This is a genomic window from Streptococcus parasanguinis (assembly GCF_040908565.1).
In the GTDB taxonomy this organism is placed as follows: domain Bacteria; phylum Bacillota; class Bacilli; order Lactobacillales; family Streptococcaceae; genus Streptococcus; species Streptococcus parasanguinis_AC.
The window spans coordinates 99,216-116,450 of record NZ_JBDGEA010000005.1 but is presented as its reverse complement, the minus strand read 5'-3'; the positions used below and the strand labels follow the sequence as shown (position 1 = coordinate 116,450).

Annotated in this window: 15 protein-coding genes and 8 tRNA genes; 22 read left to right on the top strand and 1 reads right to left on the bottom strand. The window is 41.1% G+C overall.

What is annotated here, in order from left to right; translation table 11 throughout:
- Positions 1-77: 77 nt before the first annotated feature.
- The 15 genes from AB5Y61_RS04015 to srtB all read left to right on the top strand — a co-directional run bounded on the left by AB5Y61_RS04015 (position 78) and on the right by srtB (position 6,700).
- Positions 78-151 (top strand) — tRNA-Met (locus AB5Y61_RS04015).
- Between the two features lie 16 nt (positions 152-167).
- Positions 168-241: transfer RNA gene (locus AB5Y61_RS04010), tRNA-Ile, on the top strand.
- A 10-nt stretch (positions 242-251) separates the two neighbouring features.
- Positions 252-341 (top strand) — tRNA-Ser (locus AB5Y61_RS04005).
- A gap of 12 nt (positions 342-353) precedes the next feature.
- Positions 354-427: transfer RNA gene (locus AB5Y61_RS04000), tRNA-Met, on the top strand.
- Between the two features lie 3 nt (positions 428-430).
- Positions 431-503: transfer RNA gene (locus AB5Y61_RS03995), tRNA-Phe, on the top strand.
- A 16-nt stretch (positions 504-519) separates the two neighbouring features.
- Positions 520-590 (top strand) — tRNA-Gly (locus AB5Y61_RS03990).
- 33 nt (positions 591-623) lie between these two features.
- Positions 624-697 (top strand) — tRNA-Ile (locus AB5Y61_RS03985).
- Between the two features lie 4 nt (positions 698-701).
- Positions 702-789, top strand: a tRNA-Ser gene (locus AB5Y61_RS03980).
- 62 nt (positions 790-851) lie between these two features.
- Positions 852-1,670, top strand: a complete 819-nt coding sequence (gene mreC / locus AB5Y61_RS03975; RefSeq protein ID WP_368403247.1) for a rod shape-determining protein MreC — start codon at positions 852-854, stop codon at positions 1,668-1,670.
- A 1-nt stretch (position 1,671) separates the two neighbouring features.
- Positions 1,672-2,172 (top strand): rod shape-determining protein MreD, encoded by a 501-nt coding sequence (mreD, locus tag AB5Y61_RS03970; protein WP_368403246.1) that lies wholly within the window; start codon positions 1,672-1,674, stop codon positions 2,170-2,172.
- A 93-nt stretch (positions 2,173-2,265) separates the two neighbouring features.
- Entirely contained in the window at positions 2,266-3,507 is a 1,242-nt protein-coding gene (pcsB, locus tag AB5Y61_RS03965; protein ID WP_368403245.1) for a peptidoglycan hydrolase PcsB, read from the top strand.
- Positions 3,508-3,687: 180 nt separating this feature from the next.
- Positions 3,688-4,662: a ribose-phosphate diphosphokinase gene (locus AB5Y61_RS03960; protein ID WP_272157725.1), complete on the top strand. Its 975-nt coding sequence runs from the start codon at positions 3,688-3,690 to the stop codon at positions 4,660-4,662.
- A gap of 49 nt (positions 4,663-4,711) precedes the next feature.
- A complete protein-coding gene (locus tag AB5Y61_RS03955) occupies positions 4,712-4,852 on the top strand; it encodes a hypothetical protein (RefSeq protein WP_272157724.1) in 141 nt (46 codons plus the stop codon).
- 173 nt (positions 4,853-5,025) lie between these two features.
- Positions 5,026-5,763 carry a carboxypeptidase-like regulatory domain-containing protein gene (locus tag AB5Y61_RS03950; RefSeq protein ID WP_368403244.1) on the top strand — a complete coding sequence of 246 codons (738 nt, stop codon included), beginning with the start codon at positions 5,026-5,028 and terminating at the stop codon, positions 5,761-5,763.
- A gap of 88 nt (positions 5,764-5,851) precedes the next feature.
- The gene (gene srtB, locus AB5Y61_RS03945) at positions 5,852-6,700 is read left to right on the top strand and encodes a class B sortase, LPKTxAVK-specific (protein WP_368403243.1); all 849 of its coding nucleotides are present in this window, start codon (positions 5,852-5,854) and stop codon (positions 6,698-6,700) included.
- Between the two features lie 33 nt (positions 6,701-6,733).
- Here srtB and AB5Y61_RS03940 read toward each other — a convergent pair whose 3' ends face one another.
- Positions 6,734-7,624 (bottom strand): Rpn family recombination-promoting nuclease/putative transposase, encoded by an 891-nt coding sequence (locus tag AB5Y61_RS03940; RefSeq protein ID WP_368403242.1) that lies wholly within the window; start codon positions 7,622-7,624, stop codon positions 6,734-6,736.
- A 155-nt stretch (positions 7,625-7,779) separates the two neighbouring features.
- On the opposite strand from AB5Y61_RS03940, the gene AB5Y61_RS03935 reads away from it, so the two are divergent.
- The 7 genes from AB5Y61_RS03935 (at position 7,780) to purF (ending at position 17,212) form a co-directional block, all read left to right on the top strand.
- On the top strand, positions 7,780-8,961 hold the full coding sequence (locus tag AB5Y61_RS03935) for a pyridoxal phosphate-dependent aminotransferase (RefSeq protein WP_368403241.1): 1,182 nt from the start codon (positions 7,780-7,782) through the stop codon (positions 8,959-8,961).
- On the top strand, positions 8,945-9,724 hold the full coding sequence (recO, locus tag AB5Y61_RS03930; protein ID WP_368403240.1) for a DNA repair protein RecO: 780 nt from the start codon (positions 8,945-8,947) through the stop codon (positions 9,722-9,724). The genes AB5Y61_RS03935 and recO overlap by 17 nt, the downstream gene beginning before the upstream one ends.
- A complete protein-coding gene (gene plsX, locus AB5Y61_RS03925; protein ID WP_049473290.1) occupies positions 9,721-10,716 on the top strand; it encodes a phosphate acyltransferase PlsX in 996 nt (331 codons plus the stop codon). The genes recO and plsX overlap by 4 nt, the downstream gene beginning before the upstream one ends.
- Positions 10,717-10,719: 3 nt before the next feature.
- On the top strand, positions 10,720-10,968 hold the full coding sequence (locus AB5Y61_RS03920; RefSeq protein WP_023920024.1) for a phosphopantetheine-binding protein: 249 nt from the start codon (positions 10,720-10,722) through the stop codon (positions 10,966-10,968).
- 150 nt (positions 10,969-11,118) lie between these two features.
- Positions 11,119-11,826, top strand: coding sequence for a phosphoribosylaminoimidazolesuccinocarboxamide synthase (gene purC / locus AB5Y61_RS03915; RefSeq protein WP_023920025.1), 708 nt, complete (start codon positions 11,119-11,121; stop codon positions 11,824-11,826).
- A 208-nt stretch (positions 11,827-12,034) separates the two neighbouring features.
- Positions 12,035-15,760 carry a phosphoribosylformylglycinamidine synthase gene (locus tag AB5Y61_RS03910; protein ID WP_368403239.1) on the top strand — a complete coding sequence of 1,242 codons (3,726 nt, stop codon included), beginning with the start codon at positions 12,035-12,037 and terminating at the stop codon, positions 15,758-15,760.
- Positions 15,761-15,772: 12 nt separating this feature from the next.
- A complete protein-coding gene (gene purF / locus AB5Y61_RS03905; RefSeq protein WP_049475214.1) occupies positions 15,773-17,212 on the top strand; it encodes an amidophosphoribosyltransferase in 1,440 nt (479 codons plus the stop codon).
- Positions 17,213-17,235: the final 23 nt, after the last annotated feature.

The window sequence follows — 17,235 nt, the reverse complement described above, 5'->3', positions numbered from 1 at the left end:
GAAGTAGCTCAGCTTGGTAGAGTACTTGGTTTGGGACCAAGGTGTCGCAGGTTCGAATCCTGTCTTCCCGATATTATGGCGGTGTAGCTCAGCTGGCTAGAGCGTCCGGTTCATACCCGGGAGGTCGGGGGTTCGATCCCCTTCGCCGCTATATTGTTGATCTTGTTGGACCTTTAGCTCAGCTGGTTAGAGCTCTCGGCTCATAACCGAGTGGTCGTAGGTTCAAGTCCTACAAGGTCCATTAATATTTTGGAGGATTACCCAAGTCCGGCTGAAGGGAACGGTCTTGAAAACCGTCAGGCGTGTAAAAGCGTGCGTGGGTTCGAATCCCACATCCTCCTTTTTAAAATTAACGCGGGATGGAGCAGCTCGGTAGCTCGTCGGGCTCATAACCCGAAGGTCGTAGGTTCAAATCCTGCTCCCGCAATTTGGCTCGGTAGCTCAGTTGGTAGAGCAATGGATTGAAGCTCCATGTGTCGGCGGTTCGATTCCGTCTCGCGCCATTTCTTTTAATAATAAGCGGGTGTAGTTTAGTGGTAAAACTACAGCCTTCCAAGCTGTTGTCGCGAGTTCGATTCTCGTCACCCGCTTTGAACATTAGTTCATTACCAAGTTTTTAACTTGGGCGCGTAGCTCAGGTGGTTAGAGCGCACGCCTGATAAGCGTGAGGTCGGTGGTTCGAGTCCACTCGTGCCCATTTTGGAGAATTACTCAAGAGGCTGAAGAGGACGGTTTGCTAAATCGTTAGGTCGGGTAACTGGCGCGGGGGTTCGAATCCCCCATTCTCCGTATAATTTCGAAGTTTGAGATGTCATCTCAAACTATTTTTTATATTTTTGAAGGTTTTGTCTATGTTCTTGAATCGTTTTTTTAAAATTTTTAGTTTTGTGTTTGTTTTAACTGTTTCAGGAATTTTATTTCTTTTTCCATCTGTTAGGACTTCGATTGTTTTAAAATCTTCTGATATATTATCTATTGTTGATAAGGCAGTATCGGTACCATTTGTTGTTGTGGAATCTAAGGCGAAAGATTTAAAGAATTTATCTGAATTAAATGATGAAAACCGTTCGTTAAAGTCACGTCTTTATGAAAAGGATATTGACCAGTCAAAACTTAACCGTTTGAAATCAGAAAATAGAGAGTTAAAGGATTTGATGTCAATCAAGAATTCTGTATCGGGTTCTAAACAAGTTGTTAGTGAGATTATTGACCGTAATTATAGTTCTTGGGATCAGGAATTTGTAATTGATAAAGGTAGTTTGGATGGGATTACTGATTCCATGTTTGTTCTCTCATCTGGCGGGGTCATTGGTGTAGTAGATAGTACTGAGAAAAATTCTAGTAAAGTGAAATTATTGGTTGAAGATACTATTTCTTCACAACACCTGACGTTTAAAATCGAGAGTCAAGGTCAATCTATTTTTGCTTTATTAAATGGTTATGACGAGAAGACAGGTGAGTTTCGGTTGTTGCAAATTGGAGATCCAGTTGAAATTAAAAAAGGTTCTCTGGTTTCAACAAGTGGTTTAGGAAAATATAAGAGTAGTGACTTACCTCTTGGTACAGTGACTTCTACTCAAAAGGCATCTGATCAGTTAGGGCAAGAAATTCGTGTGAAACCAAAGGCTAATTTAGATGTCAATCGTTATGTACTATTGATTGGAGAGTAGTGTGAAAGTCATACGTAAGTACCATTTTTTCCCTTTAATCTTATTCTTATCTTTATTTGTTGATGGGCAGATCTCTTTTCTTATTACTCGTTTTTGTCCAAACTCCTTTGAACCTACTTCATTTTTGTTTCTATATGGTTTTATGTTATTGAGTCTCTATTTCTCTGAGATAGCTAGTATTTGGTGGGGAGTCTTCTTTGGTTTTTGTTTTGACGTGTATTTTTTACACACTCTAGGAATTGCATTTCTAGTATTTCCTTTACTACAGGTGATTTTTTATCGGTGTAATCAGATTATTTTAGTCAATCGATTGACTCGTTTTTTTACATTTTTATTAACGATTCTAATATTTCAGATTTCAACCAATCTTCTTCTGATTATTTTTATTGGTATAAAATTCAACTGGATTACTCTAATTATCTATCAAATTGCGCCTAGTTTAATTTTGAATGTGCTTCTAATGATCGTGTTACAGCCTTTACTTGAAAAGATTTATTTATAAACTCGAAATAAAAATGTAACAATAGCGTAATATAAATTTTCAAAAAATTTGTTATACTAGTTAGTGTCTTATTAGAAAGGGAATATTTATCTAATGAAGAAAAAATTATTTGCCACAATCTTATTGAGTACAGTTGCTTTATCACAAGGTGCTGTTGTAGCTGGTGTATCAGCTGATTCAACAGATGATAAGATTGCTGCTCAAGATAACAAAATCAATAGTATTAATCAACAACAACAAAGTGCGCAAGCGCAAGTAGACCAAATTCAAGGTCAAGTATCAGAAATCAAAAAACAACAAGAGGATCTTCAAGCTGAGAATGATCGCTTAAATGAAGAATCTGAAAAGTTGTCAGCTGAAATTGATGAGTTGTCAAAAAATATTGTTGCTCGTCAAGAATCACTTGAAAACCAAGCACGTAGTGCCCAAACAACAGGGACTGCAACAAGCTATATTAATGCGATTGTTAGCTCCGGATCTTTGACAGAAGCGATTTCGCGTATTTCTGCTATGAATGAAATTGCAGATGCTAACAACAAAATGTTGCAAGAGCAAAAACGTGATAAAGAAGATATTGCACAAAAACAAAAAGAAAACAACGATGCTATCAATACTGTCATTGCAAACAAACAGCAATTAGAAGATGATGCGCAAGCTTTGTCAACAAAAGAAGCTGAGTTGAAAGTAGCACAATTGAACTTGGCTGCTGAAAAATCAACTGCTGAAAACGAAAAGAATGCTTTGTTGCAACAAAAAGCGGAAGCTGAAAAAGCAGCGGCAGCAGCGGCAGCAGCTGAGGCAGCTTACCGTGCAAAACAAAAAGAACAACAAGCAGCTGTAAAAGCTTCTGCTAATACAACTCTTCAAGCACAAGTTCAGGCAGCGGCTCAAACACCTGCTGCAACACCAGCGGCTACACAAACTCAAGCAGTAGCTCAACCTGCTGTTCAAACTCAAGCTGCGGCTGCACCAGTAGCAACTACTTCTCGTCCAACTTATAGTACATCTGCATCATCTTATCCAGTTGGTGAATGTACATGGGGTGCGAAGACATTGGCTCCATGGGCAGGTGATTACTGGGGTAATGGTGGACAATGGGCAGCAAGTGCAGCAGCAGCAGGATTCCGTACAGGTTCTCAACCACAAGTTGGTGCAATTGCATGTTGGAATGATGGTGGATATGGACACGTAGCAGTTGTTACAGCCGTTCAATCTACAACAAGCATCCAAGTTTCTGAGTCTAACTATAATGGTATCCGTAGCATTGGTAACTACCGTGGTTGGTTTAACCCAACTACCGCTCAAGGTACTGTGACTTATATATATCCAAACTAAGAATAATGCGGAAGTAGAACATTGGTTCTGCTTCTTTTTTTGAATGAATAGAGGCAGTGTTAGATTTTACCAAGTCCATAAATTAATATTTGAATATTTGCTTAAAAAGCGTTAAAATGGTTACAGGAGAAATTTGTGCTGACTGTACAATACGGTTTTTAGATTTTACTGGAGGAAATCATGTCATTTTCTGATTTAATGCTCTTTGCTTTGTCGTCAAATCAAGAATTGGCTCAACGTGTGTCTCGTGAAATGGGACTACCACTTGGAAAGTCAACGGTTCGTCAATTTTCTGATGGAGAAATTCAGGTCAATATTGAAGAATCGATTCGTGGAAAAGATGTTTATATTTTGCAATCTACTAGCTCACCAGTTAACGATAATCTAATGGAAATTTTGATTATGGTGGATGCCTTGAAACGGGCAAGTGCGCAATCCATTAATGTGGTGATGCCGTATTATGGCTATGCTCGTCAAGACCGGAAAGCTCGAGCTCGTGAACCAATCACTTCTAAGTTGGTAGCCAATATGCTTGAGGTTGCTGGAGTTGATCGTCTGTTGACAATTGATTTGCACGCTGCTCAAATTCAAGGCTTCTTTGATATTCCTGTTGACCACTTGATGGGGGCGCCTTTGATCGCAGACTATTTCGAACGTCGCGGGATGATTGGAAAAGACTATGTTGTGGTCAGTCCAGACCATGGTGGTGTGACTCGTGCTCGGAAATTAGCTGAATTTTTGAAGACACCGATTGCAATTATTGATAAACGTCGAAGTGTCGATAAGATGAATACGAGTGAAGTGATGAATATCATTGGAAGTGTTGAAGGTAAAACTTGTATTTTGATTGATGATATGATTGATACAGCTGGTACAATCTGTCATGCAGCGGATGCCCTTGCTGAAGCGGGTGCTGTTGAAGTTTATGCAAGCTGTACTCACCCTGTTCTATCTGGACCAGCCTTAGATAATATTCAAAAATCAGCCATTAAGAAGTTGGTGGTATTGGATACGATTTATCTACCGGAAGAACGATTAATTGACAAGATTGAGCAAATTTCAATTGCTAAACTGCTTGCTGAAGCAATTGTGCGTATTCATGAAAATCGTCCGCTTTCCCCTCTATTTGAAATCGGAAATGCCAAAAAATGTTAACAATAAGGAGGCTGGGAAACTGGTCTCTTTTGTATAGGAGGAAGTATAAATGGGAATCAGACAATGGTGGCAAGAGCTAAAAAAAGAAAAGAAGCGAAAAGAACTGGTCAAGTCAGCTCAAGAATTAGAAGCCAAGGTAGATTCTAGTTTGCCCAAGAAACGATTACCTAAAAATGAAGTGGTAAAATAGGATTCGTTTAGAAATGTTACGCATTCGTACTTTCATCTTTCAAATAGATCAAAACCTTAAATTTTTTTTAAATTTTTAAAGAAAAAGTCTTGACATGGGAAGAATATCCTAGTATACTAGTCATAGTTACGAAGTAACGAATAATTTTTGAAAAGAAAAAAGGAGATAAAACAATGAAAAAAGTTTTATTATCATCAGTAGCAGCTCTTGCAGTATTTGCTGCAGCAGCACCAGCATTTGCAGAACAAGATCTTGATACTGCTAAAACTGCAGTAGTAACTGTATCAGGAAAAGAATACAAAGTTTATTACAATAAAGCTGGTGAAGAAATTGGACGTAGCGAAATTATTAAAGATAATTCAACAGCAACAGCTCCACAAGAAAACCCACGCGACGCTGGAAACAATCTTAATCCTGACGGAACTCCAAAACGTGTTGTACCAAACGGAACACATGCTCGTATCAACGTTAAAGACCGCGTAGGTGCTCCAGTTGCTGGTGTTACAGTTGACTTCCTTGTAAACGGAGTTGCTTCACAAGCAGTTACAGATGCAAATGGTGATGCTTCAATTGCAGCACCTGCTGGAACAGTTGTTCGTTACCGTGTGGCAGCAGCACCTAAAGGTTACTTCCAAAACCCTAACCAAGAAGGTTCAATCGTTGTAGGTGGTGACATGTTCACTAACGCATACCTTGTAATCGAAAAAACTGATAGCTACTTGAACCCTAACTATACTCCAGGTAGCGATAACAAACCAGGTACTGCTAACGGATCTAAAGAAGAAGCTAAATCAGAAGCTAAATCAGAAGCTCAAAAAACTGAAAACAAAGGTGGAGAAGCAGCTAAAGCTGGTAAAGCATCTTCAGCTCAAGCTGGTAAAGCTCTTCCAAAAACAAGCGCAGTTAAATAATTTAATTATTAATTAGCTCGTAAAATATCACTGGACCTTCGGGTTCAGTGTTATTTTTTAGAAAAGATCATCAAGAGGAGATCAATCAATGAAAAGAGCTGGGGAAAAAAGTTCAACTAAATTAGGCCTTGTGACTGCTGCTTTTGTTGCGGTTGTTGTGCTTGTTGCTGGATTTATTTTCTTTAATCCATTTGGAGGAAGTAAGTCATCTAACACGGCTAAAAAAACAACTGGAACAAGTTCAACCAAGCAAGAAACTAAATATGAACCAAGTCAAGAAGAAAAAGATTACTTGAAAAATCGTTTTGCTCAGTTAACAGCTGTTAACCCTGAAGCAATTGCTTATGTCTATGCACCAGGTACTGAGTTGGATGAACCTGTTGTCCAAACTACTGATAATGAAACTTATTTGAATAAGACGTTTGATGGTGGAAATGAACCATACATGGGGACAGTCTTCATGGATATGGACAACAAGAAAGACTTCAGTGATCGTTTGACTTGGCTGTTTGGTCATGCTCGTGGTAGTAAGGTCGGCGATCATCGCATGTTTAATGATGTCAATTACTATGACAAACAAGAGTATTTGGACCAACATCCGTATGTTGTGATTGAGACACCAGAGCGGAAATACTACTATGAAGTAATGGGCTTGGTTATTGTCCCAGAGGATACTGCTTTCTACCGTACAAGTTTTAAAGATGATAAAGATTTCACCACTCAGTTGAAGAATATCTATGAGTCAGCTCGTACGAAGAATCCTAATATCAAGATCAAAGCATCTGATAAGTATTTAGTATTGTCAACTTGTCGTGAAGAGGATGAAACCATTCGTTCTAACCTCTACCTTCGTCGAATTCCTGATTCAGAAATGAAGGATTTTGTGGCAAAACATGCAGATCAATTGAAATATGTGGCAACACGTGGCCAACAATAAAAAATAAAGGCTTAGCAGTGCTAGGCCTTTTTGTTATATGTGAGTAGTTTGGGTAAGTTGTTGGAGTTCTTGTTGGGTTAAGCCAGTGTATTTGGCGATGAAGGAAATATCCAGTTTGTCTTTTAACATGGCTTTTGCCATCTCCGTTTTAGATTTTTGAATTCCCAATTGTTGTCCGTCGTAGGTGGCTTGGGCGATGGCACCTTCGTAGAGGTCACGGTTTCTACGTTCTTGATCAAACATTCTTTTTTCCTCCTCTGTCCATTGGTTTTGGTCTAGTAATTCTTCTGCTTCTTTGATCACGGGATCCATCTCGATATCAAAGGGTTTGTTTGAGAAAAATTCGAACCATTTTTGTAAGTGGTATTCTGTAATCCTATCTTTATTATACTTGTTCAGTTCTAGGAATGCAAATTTCATTGGTGGTCGCTGAGTACTTCCGTGAAAATCTGAATAGACGGGAGTCAAGGTTTCCTCATCATAAAGGGAGAGGGTATGAAAAGCTCGATCATCATCAAAGTGTTCTTTTTCAAGAATCGCGATACAGTACACAGGATCCATCTTGGAGTAGAGGGTGTGGGTCTTATTTTGATCGGTTTTTAAACGTTTTAAGTTATCAGTAATTTGATTGGCTAAATAGGCAAGCATACGATTGAAAAATGAGCGCTGTTTAGTGACTTGAACTTCAATGATCACTTGTGTACCGTCTTCAAGTTTGGCGCAAACATCTACGGCTGTATAGAAATTTGGATGGTCATATTCGGCTAATTGAATCTGGGTGCCATCGAGTATTTCAACGGAAACAACGGGAATATTGAGGACGCTTCGGATGAAATCGGCTGTTAGGTGTTGTTTGTGGAAGATCTTTTTGGCAATTAAGTCCATGGTTGGGGATAGATCTGGGTGTCTGAGTTGAGTGGGCATAAGTGTTCTCCTTTAGTAGTTTTCACTTATATAATTCGTAAAATTTGGCCCTACTGCGTGGGAAAATCTGAAGTGGGGGCTTTTTGTTTACCTGTTCTTTTGCGATGGGGTTCTATTTATAGTATAATGAATATAATTGTTTTTGGAGGTGGATTATGGATTTAACGAAACGGTTTAATAAAAATCTCAATCGGATTGAAGTATCTTTGATTCGTCAGTTCGATCAATCAATTTCTTCCATTCCTGGTGTCTTGCGTTTGACTTTGGGGGAACCGGATTTTACAACTCCTGAACATGTGAAAGAAGCTGGAAAGGCTGCCATTGATGCGAACTTTAGTCATTATACAGGAATGAGTGGTTTGCTGGCTTTGCGTGAGGCTGCGAGTCAATTTGTAGCGGATAAATATGGTATTCACTATCGTCCTGAAGATGAGATATTGGTGACGATCGGTGCGACTGAAGCTCTATCTGCAACCTTGACAGCGATTTTGGAGCCTGGAGATGTGGTGCTTCTTCCTGCACCGGCTTATCCGGGTTATGAGCCTATTGTGAATCTGGTTGGGGCGGAGATTGTTGAAATTGATACGACAGCAGATCGTTTTGTCTTGACTCCTGAAAAGTTGGAAAAGGCGATTCTAGAGCAGGGTGAAAAATTGAAGGCTGTTATTCTCAATTATCCAGCTAATCCAACGGGTGTCACTTATTCGCGCGAACAGATGGCAGAATTAGCTGCTGTCTTAAAAAAATATGAAGTCTTTGTGATTTGTGATGAAGTCTATTCAGAGTTGACTTATACTGGAGAAGCGCATGTCTCTATGGCCTCCTTTATTCCTGAACAGACCATTGTTATTAATGGCTTGTCTAAATCTCATGCCATGACAGGCTGGCGGCTTGGCTTTATCTTTGCGCCTGCTGCATTGACGGCCCAACTCATCAAGAGCCATCAGTATTTGGTAACGGCTGCTGGAACCATGAACCAGTATGCTGCGATTGAGGCCTTGACTGCTGGTCGGGATGATGCGGAACCGATGAAGAAGGAATATGTGAAACGTCGGGATTATATTATCGAACAGATGTCCGCGCTTGGGTTTGAGATGATTAAGCCAGATGGAGCCTTCTATATTTTTGCTAAAATCCCAGCTGGTTACAACCAAGATTCCTTTGCTTTCTTGCAAGATTTTGCGCGTGAAAAAGCGGTTGCTTTCATTCCTGGTGCTGCTTTTGGTCAATATGGTGAAGGCTATGTGCGTTTGTCGTATGCAGCCAGCATGGAGGTTATCAAGGAAGCAATGAAACGCTTGAAGGAGTATATGGAAGAACATGCTGGAGTCAATTGAGACCCGGGGAATTGTCCTGTATAATCGGGAGTTTCGTGAGGATGACAAGCTGGTCAAAATCTTCACAGAGAAGTCAGGGAAGCGGATGTTTTTTGTGAAACATGCGGGAAAATCACGGTTGAATCCTATGTTACAACCTTTGGTAACGGCAGATATGTTGTTGAAAATCAATGATGATGGGTTGAGTTATATTGATGATTTTCAAGATGTGCAGGTTTATAAGAAAATTAATGCAGATCTTTTTGCCCTTTCTTATGCGACCTATGTTCTGGCGCTTGCGGATGCAAGTATTCAGGATAATCAGGTGGATCCAGCCCTGTTTGCTTTTTTGGAAAAGACCTTGTCTTTGATGGAAGAGGGACTGGATTATGAGGTTTTAACCAATATTTTTGAGATTCAGATTCTATCACGATTTGGAGTTATCTTGAATCTGCATGAATGCTGTTTCTGTCATCGGGTTGGACTTCCTTTTGATTACTCTTTTCGCTATAGTGGGGTGCTTTGTCCGGATCACTATGATCAGGATGAGAGACGCGCTCACTGGCATCCGAATGTTCTCTATTTATTGGATCAGTTTCAAGCAGTACGATTCAGTGAGTTAGAGACGATCTCCCTACAAGCAGAGATGAAAGTAGCTCTGCGTCAGGCGATGGATCAGTTGTATGAGGAGTATGTAGGGATCCATTTAAAAGCTAAAAAGTTTATCGATTCCTTGAGTGATTGGGGAGCGATTATGAAAGATTCATCTGGAGGTGAAACATGAAAAAAATTGCAGTAGATGCAATGGGGGGCGATAATGCACCTCAAGCCTTGGTTGAAGGCGTGAATCAAGCCATTCGTGATTTTGATGATATTGAGATTGTCTTGTATGGCGATGAGGCAAAAATCAAAGACTATTTAACCGCAACAGAACGTGTATCGATTGTGCATACGGAAGAAAAAATCGATTCAGATGATGAGCCAACGCGGGCCATTCGTCGGAAAAAACAGGCTTCGATGGTCTTAGCTGCCAAGGATGTGAAGGATGGTAAGGTCGATGCAATGCTATCTGCAGGAAATACAGGTGCGCTATTGGCGGCTGGTTTCTTTATCGTTGGCCGCATCAAAGGGGTGGAACGCCCTGGCTTGATGTCGACACTTCCAACGGTTGATGGTCGTGGCTATGATATGCTAGACTTAGGGGCCAATGCGGAAAATACACCAGAGCACTTGCATCAGTATGCTGTGATGGGATCCTACTATGCTGAAAATGTTCGTGGGATTCAAAAACCTCGCGTGGGTCTATTGAACAATGGGACAGAAGCTAGTAAAGGAGATCCTTTGCGCAAGGAAACCTACCAATTGTTATCTGAGGATGAGTCGATTCATTTTGTTGGAAACGTGGAAGCGCGTGACTTGATGGATGGCGTTGCTGATGTCGTTGTGGCGGATGGTTTCACGGGAAACGCTGTCTTGAAAACGATGGAAGGAACGGCTTTTGGGATCTTGAAGCAATTGAAACAAGCAATTGCCACAGGAAACTGGAAGGCGAAACTAGGAGCTTTTCTCCTCAAGGACCGGTTGAAATCATTGAAACAAACCTTGGATTTCTCAGATGTTGGAGGAGCGGTTTTATTTGGCCTTCAAGCACCTGTTGTTAAAACGCATGGTTCGAGTGATGCAAAAGCAGTCTATAGTACCATTCGTCAGATTCGGACTATGTTAGAGACAGATGTTGTTGGAAAATCAGTGAAGGAATTATCGAAGGAAGGATAATGTATGAGTAAACAAAACGAAATTTTAGCTACAATTGAGGAATTTCTCAAAGACCGCAAGGGACCTGATTTCCAAGTTTCTTTGAAATCAGATTTGCGCAAGGATTTACAAGCCGACTCTGTTGAATTGATGGAATTTATTATCAATCTTGAGGATGAATACCAATTGGAGATTCCAGACAAGGCTATTGATGACTTTAACACGGTAGGAGATGTCGTTGACTATATCGAAAAACGAACTGCTAGTAACTAGTTTAAAAGGGATCGTTCAGAGATTGTTCTGGATGATCTTTTTTTCTGTCCTTTTCATTCGGTTTCTGCCTATATTGTACGGAAATTTATTGAAAATCCACTTTGTATGTGATAGAATGAAGGTGATAAAATACGAAAGGCGAACAAAGTCATGACCAATCAACTGATTTATACTGGAAAAGCTAAGGATATCTATACTACTGAGGACGAAAATGTGATTAAGTCGGTCTATAAGGATCAGGCAACCATGCTAAATGGGGCTCGTAAGGAGACTATTAAGGGAAAAGGTGTGCTAAATAATCAGATTTCGTCTCTTATTTTTGAAAAATTGAATGCTGCGGGAGTAGCGACGCACTTTATCGAACGTATCTCTGATACCGAACAACTCAACAAGAAAGTGAAAATCATTCCTTTGGAAGTTGTTCTTCGTAATGTTACTGCGGGTTCTTTTTCTAAACGTTTTGGCGTTGAAGAAGGTTTGGATTTGGAAACTCCAATCGTTGAATTTTACTATAAAAACGATGAGTTGGACGATCCATTCATCAATGACGAGCATGTGAAGTTTTTGGATATTGCCAATGATGAACAAATTGCTTATATTAAGGAAGAAACGCGTCGTATCAATGAATTGCTGAAAGATTGGTTTGCACAAATTGGTCTTCGTTTGATTGACTTCAAATTGGAATTTGGTTTTGATAAGGATGGCAAGATTATCTTGGCAGACGAATTCTCTCCAGATAACTGCCGCCTTTGGGATGCGGAAGGGCACCACATGGACAAGGATGTTTTCCGTAGAGATTTGGGCAGTCTAACGGATGTATATCAGGTTGTGTTGGAGAAATTACAAGGCTTGAAGTAATCTTTTTGAAACGGAAAACCTTCGTCTTTCAAGTAAAAGGACTCAGGCTGACAAGGACTACTAGACCTTTTCACTCCGTCGTGATCTTGGTAGCTTGACAGATGTTTATGAAGTTGTATTGGAAAAATTGCAAGGTTTGAAGTGATCTTTTTGAAATAGAAAACCTTCGTCTTCGATAACATGTTTGAATAGAAATAAAGGAAATAAAATGGATAAACGTATTTTCGTTGAGAAAAAAGCTGATTTTCGTGTGAAATCGGACTCTTTAGTAAAAGAATTGCAGCATAATCTTCAGTTGAAAACGTTGAAGGATCTTCGGATTGTTCAAGTTTATGATGTCTTTAATTTGGCAGAGGATTTGTTTGCGCGTGCGGAAAAACATATCTTCTCTGAGCAAGTGACCGATACTGTTTTGGATGAAGCTGCGGTTCAGGCTGATCTTGAAAAGCATGCTTTCTTTGCGATCGAAAGTTTGCCTGGTCAATTTGACCAACGTGCGGCATCTTCACAAGAAGCTTTGCTTTTGCTTGGTAGTTCAAATGATGTAACAGTGAATACAGCGCAACTTTACTTGGTCAACAAGGATATTGATGCGAATGAGTTGGAAGCTGTCAAAAACTACCTCTTGAACCCAGTGGATTCTCGTTTCAAAGACATCACTGTTGGCATTGCTAAACAGGATTTCTCTGAGTCTGACAAGACCATTCCAAGCTTGGATTTCTTTGAAAGCTATACGGCAGAAGATTTTGCTAAGTATAAGGCAGAGCAAGGATTGGCAATGGAAGTGGATGACCTTCTCTTTATTCAAGATTACTTCAAGTCTATTGGACGTGTGCCAACTGAAACTGAGCTTAAGGTTTTGGATACTTACTGGTCTGACCACTGTCGTCATACTACTTTCGAGACTGAGTTGAAAAATATCGACTTCTCAGCTTCTAAATTTGAAAAACAATTGCAAGCGACTTATGACAAGTATATTGCCATGCGTGATGAGTTGGGACGTACAGAAAAACCTCAAACCTTGATGGATATGGCGACTATTTTTGGTCGTTATGAGCGTGCCAATGGTCGTTTGGACGACATGGAAGTGTCTGATGAAATCAATGCCTGCTCTGTTGAAATTGAAGTGGATGTCAATGGTGTGAAAGAGCCATGGCTTCTCATGTTCAAGAACGAAACCCACAACCACCCAACGGAGATCGAACCATTTGGTGGGGCTGCTACTTGTATCGGTGGGGCCATTCGTGACCCATTGTCAGGTCGTTCCTATGTTTATCAAGCCATGCGTATCTCAGGTGCTGGTGATATTACAACACCAATTGCTGAAACTCGTGCTGGTAAATTACCACAACAAGTGATTTCTAAAACAGCAGCCCACGGTTATTCTTCATATGGTAACCAAATTGGTCTTGCAACAACTTATGTTCGTGAATACTTCCACCCAGGTTTCGTTGCTAAGCGTATGGAGCTAGGTGCCGTTGTCGGTGCGGCTCCTAAGGAAAATGTTGTCCGTGAAAAACCTGAAGCAGGGGATGTGATTATCTTGCTCGGTGGTAAGACTGGACGTGACGGTGTCGGTGGTGCGACAGGTTCTTCTAAAGTTCAAACGGTTGAATCTGTTGAAACAGCTGGTGCTGAGGTTCAAAAAGGGAATGCCATCGAAGAACGTAAGATTCAACGTCTTTTCCGCAATGGGGAAGTGACACGTCTGATCAAGAAATCAAATGACTTTGGTGCTGGTGGTGTCTGTGTGGCGATCGGTGAATTGGCAGATGGTCTTGAAATTGATTTAGACAAAGTGCCATTGAAATACCAAGGTTTGAACGGTACCGAAATTGCTATCTCTGAATCTCAAGAACGGATGGCCGTTGTAGTTCGTCCAGAAGACGTAGACGCCTTCGTTGCAGCATGTAATAAAGAAAATATTGACGCTGTTGTTGTTGCGACAGTGACTGAAAAACCAAATCTTGTCATGCACTGGAATGGGGAAACCATCGTTGATTTGGAACGTCGTTTCCTTGATACAAACGGTGTACGTGTGGTTGTAAATGCTAAGGTGGTTGACAAGGATGTCAAGCTTCCAGAAGAACGTCAAACATCTGCTGAGACCCTTGAGGCAGATACGCTTGAAGTCTTGGCTGACCTGAACCATGCCAGTCAAAAAGGGTTACAAACGATCTTTGATAGCTCAGTTGGTCGTTCAACAGTCAATCACCCACTTGGTGGTCGCTACCAAATCACACCAACGGAAGCTTCTGTACAGAAATTGCCAGTTCAACATGGTGTGACAACAACTGCCTCTGTCATGGCGCAAGGCTTCAACCCTTATGTGGCAGAATGGTCTCCATATCATGGTGCGGCTTATGCAGTTATCGAAGCAACTGCTCGTTTGGTTGCTGCTGGTGCAAACTGGTCTAAGGCTCGTTTCTCTTACCAAGAGTACTTCGAGCGGATGGATAAACAAGCAGAGCGTTTTGGTCAACCAGTAGCGGCTCTTCTTGGATCCATTGAAGCTCAGATTCAACTTGGGTTGCCATCTATCGGTGGGAAGGACTCTATGTCTGGTACCTTTGAAGAATTAACAGTACCACCAACCTTGGTTGCTTTTGGGGTGACAACAGCAGATAGTCGTAAAGTTCTTTCTCCAGAATTTAAAACTGCTGGTGAAAATATTTACTATATTCCAGGTCAAGCTTTAGCACAAGAAATCGACTTCGATCTCATCAAGTCTAACTTTGCTCAATTTGAAGCCATCCAAGCTAATCATAAAGTCACATCTGCATCAGCTGTCAAATATGGAGGTGTCCTTGAAGCTCTTGCACTTGCAACATTTGGGAACCATATTGGAGCTACTGTTGAATTAGCTGACCTTGACACCAGCTTGACAGCCCAATTGGGTGGATTCATCTTCACATCGCCTGAAGAAATTGTAGGTATTACCAAGATTGGACAAACAGCAGCTGACTTTACACTTACTGTCAATGGTGTAACGCTTGATGGACACAAACTTGACAGTGCCTTCCAAGGTAAATTGGAAGAGGTTTATCCGACGGAATTTGCACAAGCAACTGAGTTGGAAGAAGTACCTGCTGTGGCATCAGATGCTGTTATCAAAGCTAAAGAAACAGTTGAGACACCAGTGGTTTACATCCCAGTATTCCCGGGTACGAACTCTGAGTACGATTCAGCTAAGGCCTTTGAAAAAGAAGGTGCAACAGTCAACTTGGTACCATTTGTCACACTGAATGAAGAAGCAATTGTCAAGTCCGTTGACACTATGGTTGACAACATCGAAAAAGCTAATATTATTTTCTTTGCAGGTGGCTTCTCAGCAGCCGATGAACCAGATGGATCAGCTAAATTTATCGTGAACATCTTGCTCAATGAAAAAGTACGTGCAGCTATCGATAGCTTCATCGAAGGTGGTGGTTTAATTATTGGTATCTGTAACGGATTCCAAGCTCTTGTCAAATCAGGTCTTCTTCCATACGGTAACTTTGAGGATGCAAGCAGTACTAGCCCAACCCTCTTCTACAATGATGCCAACCAACACGTGGCTAAGATGGTTGAAACACGGATTGCCAACACGAACTCACCATGGCTTGCAGGCGTGAAAGTTGGTGACATCCATGCCATCCCAGTATCACACGGTGAAGGGAAGTTTGTCGTGACAGCTGAAGAATTTGCAGAGCTTCGTGACAATGGTCAAATCTTTACCCAATATGTTGACTTCGAAGGTAATCCAAGCATGGATTCTAAATACAATCCTAACGGATCTGTTAATGCTATTGAAGGTATCACAAGTAAGAACGGTCAAATCATCGGGAAGATGGGACACTCAGAACGTTTTGAAGACGGTCTCTTCCAAAATATTCCAGGAAATAAAGATCAACATCTCTTTGCGTCAGCGGTTAAATACTTTACTGGAAAATAAAAGGTATAAAAAATGACATACGAAGTTAAATCTCTTAATGAAGAATGTGGTATTTTTGGGATCTGGGGACACCCAGATGCTGCAAAACTGACTTATTTCGGATTACACAGTCTTCAACACCGTGGTCAAGAAGGGGCAGGGATCCTTTCAAATGATGCGGGTCAATTAAAACGGTATCGTGATACGGGGCTTCTCTCAGAGGTGTTTCGAAATCCTGCTAACTTGGATAAGTTGACAGGTACGGGTGCGATTGGACATGTTCGCTATGCGACAGCTGGGGAAGCTTCGGTGGATAACATCCAGCCTTTCCTCTTTCGCTTTCATGATACCCAGTTTGGACTTGCTCACAACGGGAATTTGACCAATGCCAAGTCCCTCAAACGGGAGTTAGAAAATAACGGAGCGATCTTTAGCTCAACTTCTGATTCAGAAATCTTGGCACACTTGATTCGTCGGAGCCACAACCCATCCTTCATGGGTAAGGTGAAAGAAGCCTTGAATACGGTGAAAGGTGGATTTGCTTACCTTCTCATGCTGGAAGATAAGCTGATTGCGGCCTTGGATCCAAATGGTTTCCGTCCTCTTTCGATTGGGAAAATGGCCAATGGCGCAATCGTAGTTTCCTCTGAAACCTGTGCTTTTGAAGTGGTTGGTGCTGAGTGGATCCGCGATGTGAATCCAGGTGAGGTTGTTATCATTGATGATAATGGCATTACTTACGATAACTATACAACGGACACCCAATTGGCTGTTTGCTCGATGGAGTATATCTACTTTGCCCGTCCTGACTCCAATATCCAAGGCGTGAATGTCCATACAGCCCGTAAACGTATGGGGGCTCAATTGGCACGTGAATTTAAACATGAAGCAGATATTGTGGTCGGTGTGCCTAATTCATCACTTAGCGCAGCCATGGGATTTGCGGAAGAATCTGGCCTACCAAATGAAATGGGCTTGATTAAAAACCAATACACTCAACGTACTTTTATCCAACCAACACAAGAATTGCGTGAGCAAGGGGTTCGTATGAAGCTCTCTGCCGTATCCGGTGTCGTGAAAGGCAAACGGGTTGTTATGATCGATGATTCTATCGTACGTGGGACGACCTCACGTCGTATCGTTAATTTGCTAAAAGAAGCAGGAGCAACAGAGGTTCACGTAGCAATCGGTAGTCCAGCTCTGGCTTATCCATGTTTCTACGGGATCGATATTCAAACACGTAAGGAATTGATTGCTGCTAATCATACAGTAGAGGAAACACGCGAAATCATTGGTGCAGATAGCTTGACGTATTTGTCAATCGATGGTTTGATTGATTCTATTGGAATCGATACAGATGCCCCGAATGGCGGTCTTTGTGTGGCTTACTTTGATGGAAAATATCCTACGCCTTTGTATGACTACGAAGAACGCTATGTAGAAAGTTTGAAAGAACATACTTCTTTCTATTAAGAGCAGTGCAAAAGAAAAGGAAT

What these genes read in the sequence shown, in the direction of transcription:
- mreC (WP_368403247.1), top strand. Translation starts at nt 852, where the DNA reads ATGTTCTTGAATCGTTTTTTTAAAATTTTTAGTTTTGTGTTTGTTTTA.
- pcsB (WP_368403245.1), top strand. Translation starts at nt 2,266, where the DNA reads ATGAAGAAAAAATTATTTGCCACAATCTTATTGAGTACAGTTGCTTTA.
- AB5Y61_RS03960 (WP_272157725.1), top strand. Translation starts at nt 3,688, where the DNA reads ATGTCATTTTCTGATTTAATGCTCTTTGCTTTGTCGTCAAATCAAGAA.
- AB5Y61_RS03955 (WP_272157724.1), top strand. Translation starts at nt 4,712, where the DNA reads ATGGGAATCAGACAATGGTGGCAAGAGCTAAAAAAAGAAAAGAAGCGA.
- AB5Y61_RS03950 (WP_368403244.1), top strand. Translation starts at nt 5,026, where the DNA reads ATGAAAAAAGTTTTATTATCATCAGTAGCAGCTCTTGCAGTATTTGCT.
- srtB (WP_368403243.1), top strand. Translation starts at nt 5,852, where the DNA reads ATGAAAAGAGCTGGGGAAAAAAGTTCAACTAAATTAGGCCTTGTGACT.
- AB5Y61_RS03940 (WP_368403242.1), bottom strand. Translation starts at nt 7,624, where the DNA reads ATGCCCACTCAACTCAGACACCCAGATCTATCCCCAACCATGGACTTA.
- AB5Y61_RS03935 (WP_368403241.1), top strand. Translation starts at nt 7,780, where the DNA reads ATGGATTTAACGAAACGGTTTAATAAAAATCTCAATCGGATTGAAGTA.
- recO (WP_368403240.1), top strand. Translation starts at nt 8,945, where the DNA reads ATGCTGGAGTCAATTGAGACCCGGGGAATTGTCCTGTATAATCGGGAG.
- plsX (WP_049473290.1), top strand. Translation starts at nt 9,721, where the DNA reads ATGAAAAAAATTGCAGTAGATGCAATGGGGGGCGATAATGCACCTCAA.
- AB5Y61_RS03920 (WP_023920024.1), top strand. Translation starts at nt 10,720, where the DNA reads ATGAGTAAACAAAACGAAATTTTAGCTACAATTGAGGAATTTCTCAAA.
- purC (WP_023920025.1), top strand. Translation starts at nt 11,119, where the DNA reads ATGACCAATCAACTGATTTATACTGGAAAAGCTAAGGATATCTATACT.
- AB5Y61_RS03910 (WP_368403239.1), top strand. Translation starts at nt 12,035, where the DNA reads ATGGATAAACGTATTTTCGTTGAGAAAAAAGCTGATTTTCGTGTGAAA.
- purF (WP_049475214.1), top strand. Translation starts at nt 15,773, where the DNA reads ATGACATACGAAGTTAAATCTCTTAATGAAGAATGTGGTATTTTTGGG.